At 69.9% G+C, this 9526-nt stretch carries 10 protein-coding genes and 1 pseudogene; 1 reads left to right on the top strand and 10 read right to left on the bottom strand.

Annotated elements, in window-relative coordinates; genetic code table 11:
- Positions 1-281: 281 nt before the first annotated feature.
- Positions 282-519 (bottom strand): annotated as a pseudogene (locus tag VGT06_08035) (ATP-binding protein).
- A gap of 162 nt (positions 520-681) precedes the next feature.
- Between VGT06_08035 and VGT06_08030 the strand changes: the two are divergent.
- The gene (locus VGT06_08030) at positions 682-966 is read left to right on the top strand and encodes a 4a-hydroxytetrahydrobiopterin dehydratase (GenBank protein HEV8663070.1); all 285 of its coding nucleotides are present in this window, start codon (positions 682-684) and stop codon (positions 964-966) included.
- On the opposite strand, the gene VGT06_08025 is transcribed toward VGT06_08030, so the two are convergent.
- The 9 genes from VGT06_08025 to uvrC all read right to left on the bottom strand — a co-directional run bounded on the left by VGT06_08025 (position 963) and on the right by uvrC (position 9086).
- Complete coding sequence (locus VGT06_08025; protein ID HEV8663069.1) at positions 963-1205, bottom strand: hypothetical protein; 243 nt, start codon at positions 1203-1205, stop codon at positions 963-965. The genes VGT06_08030 and VGT06_08025 overlap by 4 nt on opposite strands.
- Positions 1195-1485 carry a hypothetical protein gene (locus VGT06_08020; protein ID HEV8663068.1) on the bottom strand — a complete coding sequence of 97 codons (291 nt, stop codon included), beginning with the start codon at positions 1483-1485 and terminating at the stop codon, positions 1195-1197. The genes VGT06_08025 and VGT06_08020 overlap by 11 nt, the downstream gene beginning before the upstream one ends.
- The gene (locus VGT06_08015) at positions 1482-1856 is read right to left on the bottom strand and encodes a DUF971 domain-containing protein (GenBank protein ID HEV8663067.1); all 375 of its coding nucleotides are present in this window, start codon (positions 1854-1856) and stop codon (positions 1482-1484) included. Before VGT06_08015 ends, VGT06_08020 begins: the two co-directional genes overlap by 4 nt.
- A 16-nt stretch (positions 1857-1872) precedes the next feature.
- Positions 1873-2988: an aldo/keto reductase gene (locus VGT06_08010; GenBank protein ID HEV8663066.1), complete on the bottom strand. Its 1116-nt coding sequence runs from the start codon at positions 2986-2988 to the stop codon at positions 1873-1875.
- A gap of 281 nt (positions 2989-3269) precedes the next feature.
- The gene (locus VGT06_08005) at positions 3270-3512 is read right to left on the bottom strand and encodes a ribbon-helix-helix domain-containing protein (GenBank protein ID HEV8663065.1); all 243 of its coding nucleotides are present in this window, start codon (positions 3510-3512) and stop codon (positions 3270-3272) included.
- Between the two features lie 72 nt (positions 3513-3584).
- The gene (locus VGT06_08000; GenBank protein ID HEV8663064.1) at positions 3585-6161 is read right to left on the bottom strand and encodes a GAF domain-containing protein; all 2577 of its coding nucleotides are present in this window, start codon (positions 6159-6161) and stop codon (positions 3585-3587) included.
- A 13-nt stretch (positions 6162-6174) separates the two neighbouring features.
- Positions 6175-6705, bottom strand: coding sequence for a response regulator (locus tag VGT06_07995; GenBank protein HEV8663063.1), 531 nt, complete (start codon positions 6703-6705; stop codon positions 6175-6177).
- A 152-nt stretch (positions 6706-6857) separates the two neighbouring features.
- A complete protein-coding gene (locus VGT06_07990; protein ID HEV8663062.1) occupies positions 6858-7241 on the bottom strand; it encodes a RidA family protein in 384 nt (127 codons plus the stop codon).
- Between the two features lie 51 nt (positions 7242-7292).
- Complete coding sequence (gene uvrC, locus VGT06_07985) at positions 7293-9086, bottom strand: excinuclease ABC subunit UvrC (GenBank protein ID HEV8663061.1); 1794 nt, start codon at positions 9084-9086, stop codon at positions 7293-7295.
- Between the last annotated feature and the right edge of the window lie 440 nt (positions 9087-9526).

The raw sequence follows: 9526 nt of genomic DNA, 5'->3' as shown, positions 1-9526 counted from the left end.
GGGGGCAGAGTATCCAATTCCGGAAACCTTCGAGCAGCCAGCGGGACGGGGGCGCGGGGGGCTGCGGCGCTGGTGCGAGGGACAGTATCCAGAAGGCCCGGGGAGGTCAGCTCCGGAAGACTCGATGCGCATGTCAACAGGATTTTCTTTTGTGCCCTTTTCAGGAAGTCACGGTGTCCCTTGTTCGGTGGTGTCAGATCCTTGCGTCTCCCGAGCGTTACCCCTTGCCGGGATTGGTCCTTGGACGGGGGCGTCCCCTCCTTCCGCTCGGGGGAGCTCCCGAGGAGCCCGGCCTGCCGTTTCTCCTTGAGGCGGTAGCTCTCGCCTTTGAGGTTCAAGGTGGTGGCGTGGGGGAGCAGCCGATCAGAGGATGGCGGTAGCCAGGACCTGGTCGTTGAAGATCTCGCCCCAGTCGCCGAAGCTCTTGTTGGCCGTGATGATGAGGCTGGCCTTCTCGTAGGGGCGGGTAAGGAGGCGGAAGGAGAGGCTGGCCTCCCCCCGGGTCATCGGGAGGTAGCCGGTTCTCCAGCCGAGCGCGGCTTAGCCGAGCCCAAATTGCGAGAGCCCACGGCCCGGTGGTGGAGGGAGCGCGGCGTTTCTCCCTTGGGCAGGCGGCGGGGCCTGGGCTAGAATCGCGGGGCGAAAGGAGGCGAGAGCCAGGCCGGAGGAAAGGGGGAAGCCATGGCCCGACTGTCCCTGGACCAGATCCAGCAGCAGCTCCAGGACCTGCAGGGGTGGAAGTTCGGGAACAACGCGATCACGAAGCAGTTCACCTTGAAGGGCTTCGGGCCCGCCATGGCCCTCGTCAACAAGGTGGCGCAGGCCGCCGAGAAGGCCAACCACCACCCGGACATCGTCATCAACTACAACCGCGTCACCTTCACCTGCTCGACGCACGACGCCGGCGGGGTGACCGAGAAGGACATCGCGCTGGCGAAGCAGATCGAGGCGGCCGCCAAACCCTAGTCCCGCTTCCCCCCGCCCGCCGCCCCTTCGGCCAGCGCCTGGAGCGCCCGCTCCAGGGCTCGCACCGCCTCCGAGACAGCCGTCAGCTCCCGGTCGAAGATCTGCCGGATCTCCCGCCCCAGCACGGGCCGAAGCGTCCCCAGATAGGCGTCCACCTCCGCCAGGACACCCCGCAAGGCGTCCCGGGCGGCCACCACCGCGGCCCGCGCCTCCTCCCCGGCCCCTCCCTCACTCCCCACCGGGTTTCCCCGGCGGGGTGATCCGGAGCATCCCTGGCGTCCCGCGGGCCCGGCGAATCGCCCGGCCCCGGGTGATGGCGAACCGGATGAGGCGGCTGTCCTCCCCTCCCGCCTCCAGGAGAGGGATTAAATCTTTGTAGTAGATCGTCCGGGCGTCCGCCATGGCGAAGATCTGCTCCGGGTCCACCCGCTCCACGTCGAGCCAGCGCCGGACCTCCGCCACGGCCTCCTCCACCGAGACCGGCGGCAGCTCTTCTTCACCCTCGAAGGGGTCCGTCATCCCGCGCCTCCGCCCGCACAGGCCGGGCAGGGACACAGGGACCGGAGGAAGTCGTAGGTGTAGATCCCGGTCTTGTGCCCGTCCTGCCAGGTGAAGTTGAGGGCGTAGTGCCCCACCTTCTGGACGTCCGTCACCTGGGCGTCCCCGACCCGGACGATCGGCCCCTGCATCACGGCGAGGCTGAGCCCCCCCTTCTTCTGCTGCTCGGCCCGCTTTCGCCGCTCCTCACCGCACAGCGCGCAGGGGCACTCCTTCCGCAGGAGGTCGAAGGGGTAGACGCTCTCGTGGCCATCCCCCCAGCGGATGGTCATCAGCCGTTGCTGGCCATCCACCGTGATCTGCCGCGCCGTGGCGCTATCCGCCGTGGGCATGCTGCCCTTCTCCCCCTCAGTTCCCCTTCGTGAACAGCCGCTCGAACTGCGCCGGCGGCGCGGGCGGCACCCGGGCGGTCGCCAGGTTCTCCACGACGTGCGCTTCCTGCTTCATCCCCACCAGGGCCGTCCCGAGCCCCGGGGCCGAGCGGACGAACTGGAGGGCCCGCTGGGCATCGGTCTCGAGGCCCGTCAGGACCTCGGCGAGGAACGGGGGCATGCCGCGGGTCAGGCGGGACTGCAGGAGGGAGGCGCTCGCCATCACGTAGATTCCCAGACCGGCTGCCGCCTCAAGCACCGGCACCTGCTCCCCGTCCAGTTTCTGCGTCGCATGCACCAGGGCCTCGGGCATCCCCAGGTTCAGCGGGAGCTGGATGACCCGGAAGTGATGACCCTCCCCCGCCACCTCCCGCGCCAGGCCGGTGAGCTCCTGGAGGTTCAGATGCCCCCCGGCGTCCGGAGGCACCCGGTAGCCGTTCCAGGTGGCGGTGCCGTATACCCGGAGCCGCCCCGCCGCCGCCTCCTCCTCCAGCGCGCCCATCGCCGCCCGCATCCGCCCGAGAAACTCCCCCCGCGGCACCTCGTCCAGTTGCTGCTCCGGGTTGTGCAGGTAGTAGATGTCCACGCAGGCGAGGCCGAGGTTCTCGAGGCTCCGGCGGAGCTGGTGCTTGAGGTAGGCCGGCGTCATGCAATGGGAGCCCGCGACGAGGTCTTCCGGCCGCGCCACCCCGGGCCGCACGAAGGTCTCCGTGAAATAGGCACCCGGGTTCGCCGGGTAGCCGCCGTCAAACGGCACGTATCCCCCTTTAGTAGCCACCACTAGCTCTTCCCGCCGGAATCCCCTGTCCGCAAAGAGCGCCCGCAGGGCCTCCCCCACCGCCCGCTCGCTCCGCTGGAAGCGGTAGTTGATCGCCGAGTCAATGACGTTGCACCCGAGGCCCACGGCCCGAATGACCGCCCCCCGGTACAGCCGGTCCGTCTCGGGGTCCGGCTCCCCCAGGTAGGTCCCGAGCCCGATGCTGGACAGGGAGAGGCCGCCGAAGTCGCGGAAATGCGCGGGCGGGATCGCGGCCGCGAATCGCGCGCGGTAGGCGGCGGTGCCGTCGGTGGTGGCGAAGCCAGCGGTGGCCATGGGTCGCACTCCCACACATCCACTTCACGGAGCCCTGACGCAGGCATTCTACCGGGAAGGAGGGGGGCGGGCAACCGGGCCGGTTTACCGAAGGGTGACGCGCTGCGAGGCCATGCGAGACCTACCCGACGAGTTCAAAAAGTCCATCGGTGACCCGGGCGAGTTCTTCCGGTGAAACCGTTCCCAGATTGCGTCCGAGGCGTTCTGTCGAGAGGGTGCGGACCTGGGTGATATCCACGCCGGAGGGTTTCAGCAGTTTGAGGCTCTCCCCCCTCCCCCCCTCAGTATGCGAGCCACATCTGTGACCCGGCGGTGAATCCTTCCTCGGCCAACGCCCGCTCCTCCTTCGGATCAAGCTTGGTCGCCTCTTCGGCCAGGCGTCTCCTGCGGGCGCGCTCCAGCTTCTCCCGAACCGCGGCCTGAATCGCCCGGGTCCGATTCGGATAGCGCACCTCAGCCACCCAGCGGTCAACTTCGCGGAGCAGGTGCTCTTCCATGGTGATCGATATCTTAACAGACCCCATCCTGTGGCTCCCAAGAGCGGCATTGAAATCTATCACACCCGATCGAGGTTGTCGTCCCGCCTGAGGATTGCCCTAGCGGCGGGCGGCGGTCTCCAGGAGGGCGCGGACGGTGTTCAGGAGAATGGTGCCGGAGACGGGCTTGGTGAGGAACTCGTTCGCCCCGAGGGCCACGCTCCGCTCCGCATGCTCGACGCCGAGGCCGGTCAAGACCAGGATGGGGAGAGAAGCCGTGGTCGGCTCAGCTCGGAGTAGGCGCAGAAGCTCCCAGCCATCGAGGCGCGGGAGGCTCAGATCCAGGATGAGGAGGTCGGGGACATGCGCCGCCAGGCGGGTCAGCGCCTTCTCCCCGTCTTCCGCCGTCTCCACCAGGAACCCGGCCTCCCGGAGGCGGTCCTCCACCGCCCGCAGGAAGACCCGCTCGTCCTCGACCACCAGGATGCGGCGGGCCCGGGGGTGCTCCGCAGCGGGGAGGGTGAAGCGGAAGCAGGCCCCCTGCCCGCGGCCCGCGCTCTCCACCCAGATGCGCCCCCCCTGCAGCTCCACCAGCCGCTTGCTCAGGGCAAGGCCTAACCCCGCCCCCTGCTCCTGGCGGGCCCCGGCCTCCCCCTGCTGGAACTCCTGGAAGAGGCGGGCCTGGTCCTCGGGGCTCAGCCCCACGCCCGTATCCGCCACCGCCACCTCCAGCATGGCCCGGCCGCCGGCCTCCCCCCCGGTCCGGTGGCTCGCCGTCAGCGTGATCCGGCCGCCGGCCGGCGTGACCTTGATGGCATTGCTCAGGAGGTTGACCAGCACCTGCTTGGCCCGCGCGGGGTCGGCGAGGAGCGGGGGCAGATCCAGGGGGACCTCGAGGGCCAGGGTGAGCTCCTTTCCCTGGACGAGAGGCTCCACCATCTCCCGGACCGTCTCGAGGAGGGGCGGGAGGGCAACGGTCTCGCGGAGGAAGTCGAGCTTCCCGGCCTCCACCCGGGAGAGATCCACAATGTCGCTGACCAATTGGAGGAGGTGCCGGCCGCTCTGTTGGATGTTCTCCACGTAGCGGGCCTGCTTGGGGGCAAGGGGGCCGGCCAGCCCGTCCGCGAGGACTTCGGAGAACCCGATGATGGAGTTCAGCGGTGAACGAAACTCGTGGGACATGGCCGCCAGGAACCGGCTCTTCTGCCCGCTGGCCTGCTCGAGGAGCCGGTTGGCCTCCTCAAGCGCCGCCGTCCGCTCCCCAACCTTCGCCTCCAGCTCGGCAGACTGCTGCGTGAGGCCGGCGAAGAGGCGGGCGTTTTCGATCGCGATGGCCGCCTGGTTCGCCAGCAGGCTCAGGAGCTGCCCGTCGGTGGGGCCGAAGGACTCTCCCCCACGCTTGTTGTGGACCTCCAGGATGCCGACGATCTCCCCCGCCCGGCTCAGGATGGGCTGGGCCAACACGGCCCGGACCCCGAGCGCCTGCACGACTTCCGGGCGCGCCCGCGGATCCTCCGCCACGGCATTGCTCAAGACCGGCCGGCGCGTCTCCAGGATCCAGCCCGGGATCCCTTCCCCGGGGGCGAAGGTTAACTCCGCGGCATGCCAGGCCTCCCCGTCCCACCGCTCCCGGAAGCGGATGACCCCCTCCTCGAGGAGGCCGAGCAGGCCCCGCTCCGCCTCGACCAGCTCCACGGCGCGGACCACGATGCGTCGCAGGACTGCCGTCAGCTCCAGGTTCGAGTTGATCTCCCGGCTGACCTCCAGCAAGTGGGCCACATCCCGACTGGAGCGGAGGGCATCCTTCAGGAGGCGGGCGTTCTGGATCGCCACGGCCACTGGGCCGGCCACTGCAGTCAGCAGGCGGGTCTCCTCTGCCCCGAACGCCCCGGCCTCTCGCTTGGCCACGCTGAGGGCTCCCCGGACCTCCCCCCGGACCCTCAGGGGGACCACGAGCAGGGCGCGCAGGCCGATCTCCCGCAGGAGCGGCCGGGCCAGGCGGGGATCCGTGGTCACATCCTCGACGGCCAGCGGCTCCCCCGTGGCCGCGACCCGACCCGCGAAACCCTCCCCCAGGGCCAGGCGCTCCACCGATCGCGCCGCCGTCTGGCTCAGACCCCGGCTGGCCAGGAGCCGCAGCTCGTCCGTGCCCGGCTCCAGGTGGTAGACGACACTGGCGTCGAGATCCAGGGACTCGTGCAACCGCGTCAGCGCCCCCTCCAGCATGGGGAGGAGATCCGCGGAGGCGGCCAGGCTCTCGGCGACGGCGTTCAGGAGGGCCAGCTCCGCGTTCTGCCGGCCCAGTTCCTCCTCGAGGCGGCGGGTCTCGGTCAGGTCGGTCCCCACCGCGACCACACCCACGCGCTCCCCCTGGGGATCCTGCAGCCACGCAAAGTTGGCGGCCACGTCCCGAATCGCGCCGTCCCGCGTGACGATGCGGAAGGGGTAGCCCCGAACGATCCGCTCCTCCTCCAGGCGCTTGAGCAGCCGGTCCGTGATGCGCCCCTTCAGGGTGGCATGGACCAGGCGCTCCCAGGGGCCCCCCACGATCTCCCCCCGGTCGAAGCCGGTCAGGGCCTCCCCCTCCCGGTTCAGGTGGAGCAGGGTCCCATCCGGAGCGAAGGCGAAAATGAAGGAGGGAGCGGCCTCCAGGACCCAGCCGCCGTCAGGAAGCCGCGTCGGAAGGGCGGTGGCCATCGGCCCGCCTGCCTCAGGTGCGGAACACCATCCCGAGGATCTCTGTCAACTGGGGGATGCCGAAGGGCTTGCGGAGCAGCATGAGGGGGCCGAGGGCCATCGCCTCGGCCACCACCGGATGATCCGGGTAGCCGGTCATCAGGACGACGGTGACGCGGGGGTTGAGCTGCTTGGCCTTCTGAAAGACCTCGAGGCTGGACGTGGCGGGGAGGAGGACGTCCAGGAACACGAGGTCGGCGGGCTCTTCCTTCAGGAGCTCGATCGCCCGCTCCCCGTCGGGGGCGGGGATCGCCGTATAGCCGGCTCCCGACACGATGCCCCTGACCAGGTCGAGCAGGACAGGATCGTCGTCCACCACGAGGACCCGGGCCTCCCGCCGGGCCCCGCCGTGCGCGAGCCAGGCCTCGAGGACCTCGGGCTTGAACCGCCACCCGCCCCCGACCTTGATCGCCGGGAGCTTCCCCTGCCGCGCCAGGCGGTAGAGCGTGACCTCGGCCACACGGAGCTTCTTGGCGGCCTCCCGGAGCGTTAAGAGCTCTTCCACGCCCTGCCTTTCTTGGTCTGCACCGCCCGCCAGAAGTTGGGGTTGATCAATAGTGGTCTTTTACAGGCAAAGGGCGCGCCTGTCAATGGCAACGCGCAAAAAAAGTGGCAGGAGGAGGGACGGGCAGGGGTCGGCGACGAGCCGCGCGGGCGTCAGTCGCAGAGGGCGATCATGTCCATCTCCACGAGCGCCCCCATCGGGAGGGCGGCCACGCCGACGGTGGAGCGGGCGGGCCGGTGGGCGTCCAGAAACTCGGCGAAGATCCGGTTCATGGCCTGGAAGTGGCCGAGGTCGGTCAGGTACACGGTCACGCGCAGGACCCGGTCGAGCGAGGAGCCGGCAGCGGCCAGGACCGCCTTCAGGTTCTCCAGGACCCGGCGGGTCTGCGCCTCGATCCCCCCGGGGACCAGCGCCCCGGTGGCCGGGTCGAGCCCGATCTGCCCGGAGGTGTACACTATGCCGCTCGCGCGGATCGCCTGCGCGTACGGGCCGATGGCTTTGGGGGCCTGCGGGGTCTCGACCGGCTGGCGTCGCACGTGTCCCCTCCTTCCGGCGGCGATCCCTTGGCGCGGCCCGCCGGGCCGCCCCTACGCGGGGACCTCCTCCACCGCAGCCAGGAAGTCGTGGATCGTCGCCGCCACCTGGGGCGGGATCCCCCCGACCCGCGTGATCTCATCCACGCTGGCCGCCCGGAGGCGCCGCACGCTCCCGAACCGCTCCAGGAGCTGCGCCTTCCGCTTCGCCCCGATCCCGGGGATCTCTTCCAGGATCGACGTGACCGCGGCCCGCCCCCGGACGCGCCGGTGGTAACTGACGGCGAAGCGGTGGGCCTCGTCCCGGACCTGCTGCAGGAGGTGGCGCGCCCGCGACCCCTCGGGCAGCGCGACGGGGCGGGCGCGCCCGGGCAGGTACACCTCCTCCCGCTCCTTCGCCAGCGCGGCCAGCGGCTGGTCGGGGCAGCCCGCCGCGCGCAGCACCTGCAGGCCCACGTTGAGCTGGCCGACCCCCCCATCCAGCAGGAGGAGGTCCGGCAGCGGCTGCTCGGCCCGGCGGGCTAGACGGCGGCGGACGACCTCCCCCATCATCCGGACATCGTCGGACCCGGTCACGGTCTTGATCCGGTACCGCCGGTAGTGCGCCCGCCGCGCCACCCCCCCCTCGAAGACGACCAGGGCGGCCACGGCGTGGGTGCCGCGGATGTTGGAGACATCCACGCACTCCAGCCGGCGGGGCGGGCGGGGGAGGTTGAGGAGCGCCTGGACGTCTGTGAGCGCAGCCTCCCGGCCCCGGGCGGAGCCGAGGCTCTGCTGGAGCGAGAGGGCGGCGTTCTTCACCGCGAGCAAGGCCAGGCGCGCCTTCTTCCCCCGCTGCGGGGCGTGCACGTGCACCACCGCGCCCGCCCGCCGGCCCAGCCACTCCTCGATGAGGGGCTGGTCCTCGAGGGCGTGGGAGACCAGGACCTCCCGGGGGATCCCCTGCCGCACGACGTAGAACTGCTTCACGAGGGAGGCCAGGAGGGTGCCGGGAGCCTCGCCAGCGGCCTTCCCCAGGGGGAAGGCCTCGTGCCCCACCACCTTGCCCCCCCGGACCAGGAGGAGCTCCGCCTGCGCCTCCCCCCCCTCCAGGGCCAGCCCGAAGACGTCCTGGTCCTCGCCGGTGGCGGAGAGGACCTTCTGCCCCGCCGTCGCCTGCCGCAGGGAGAAGAGCTGGTCCCTGAGGCGGGCGGCCCGCTCGTACTCGAGCCGGTCCGCCGCCGCCTCCATGCCCTGCTCGAGGTCCTTCGCCAGCTCCCGGTCCTTCCCCTCCAGGACGAGGCGGACCCGCTCGATCACCCGGTCGTACTCCTGGCGGTCCGCCTTCCCCTCGCACGGGCCGAGACAGCGGCCGAGGTGGTAGTCGAGGCAGAGGCGGCGCCCCTGGATGTTCCGGCACTTCCGGTAGGGGAAGGTCTTATTGAGGACGCCGAGGGTCTGCCACATCACCCCGGCCGGGACGTAGGGGCCGAAGTAGAGCGCCCCGTCGTCCTTGATGCGCCGGACAACCTGCGGGCGGGTCCAGGGATCCTTCAGGTCGAGTTTCAAGAAGGGATAGTGCTTGTCGTCCCGGAGGACCACGTTGTACCGCGGCCGCTTCTCCTTGATCAGGTTGCTCTCGAGGATGAGGGCCTCGAGTTCGTTGTCGGTGAGGATGACCTCGACGTCCCGGACCTGGGGCATGAAGGCGGCGACCTTCTCGCTTGTCGCGTCGGCGTGGAAGTACGTCTGCACCCGCTTCCGGAGGGAAAGGGCCTTGCCGATGTACACGACCCGCCCGCGGGCGTCCTTGAAGAGGTACACGCCCGGCGCATCCGGAAGCTGCCGCGCCGTCTCCTGAAGGCTCATGAAAGCATCATCCCGCGACGCCCCGGAGCTGTCAAGGCACGGCGCACGCTCATCTGTTCAGCGAATCCCTGTCGGCAAGGCAAATTTTCACTTGACGTCGCGGATCGGTCCTCGTAGCATTCGCCCACTTCGTTGTTTCCTGCCAATTCCTCCTTCGGGAAGGTTCCTTAAGTCTGAATCCGTAGTGGCCGCCCGGGGGTCTGGGAGGGAGACCTCATGAGGGCCATTACCCAGACCTATTGGGTTCATTCATCCAATCGTGTTCAAGAGCCTTTCCGCTGGCCCAGCCGCCCCGGGCCTCCTGGTTTTCCGCCTGGTTGCCTGCCACCGGGACTACACAGGCACTCGCCCTGGCTGGGTCTACGGCCTCTTACCGCTATAGCCTCCATGACTGTCTTGCTAGTGTCTCTCACTCCTGCCGCTTTCGCCCAGACCTTCAA

The sequence above is a fragment of the Candidatus Methylomirabilis sp. genome, assembly GCA_036000645.1.
In the GTDB taxonomy this organism is placed as follows: Bacteria; Methylomirabilota; Methylomirabilia; order Methylomirabilales; family JACPAU01; genus JACPAU01.
The sequence above is the reverse complement of the archived record's forward strand: the minus strand, read 5'-3'. Positions and strand labels throughout refer to the sequence as shown.

Excerpts from the sequence above, each read along its gene's own strand:
- VGT06_08005 (HEV8663065.1), bottom strand. The coding sequence starts at position 3,512 with ATGGGGTCTGTTAAGATATCGATCACCATGGAAGAGCACCTGCTCCGC.
- VGT06_08000 (HEV8663064.1), bottom strand. The coding sequence starts at position 6,161 with ATGGCCACCGCCCTTCCGACGCGGCTTCCTGACGGCGGCTGGGTCCTG.
- VGT06_08030 (HEV8663070.1), top strand. The coding sequence starts at position 682 with ATGGCCCGACTGTCCCTGGACCAGATCCAGCAGCAGCTCCAGGACCTG.
- VGT06_08010 (HEV8663066.1), bottom strand. The coding sequence starts at position 2,988 with ATGGCCACCGCTGGCTTCGCCACCACCGACGGCACCGCCGCCTACCGC.
- VGT06_08015 (HEV8663067.1), bottom strand. The coding sequence starts at position 1,856 with ATGCCCACGGCGGATAGCGCCACGGCGCGGCAGATCACGGTGGATGGC.
- VGT06_08020 (HEV8663068.1), bottom strand. The coding sequence starts at position 1,485 with ATGACGGACCCCTTCGAGGGTGAAGAAGAGCTGCCGCCGGTCTCGGTG.
- uvrC (HEV8663061.1), bottom strand. The coding sequence starts at position 9,086 with ATGAGCCTTCAGGAGACGGCGCGGCAGCTTCCGGATGCGCCGGGCGTG.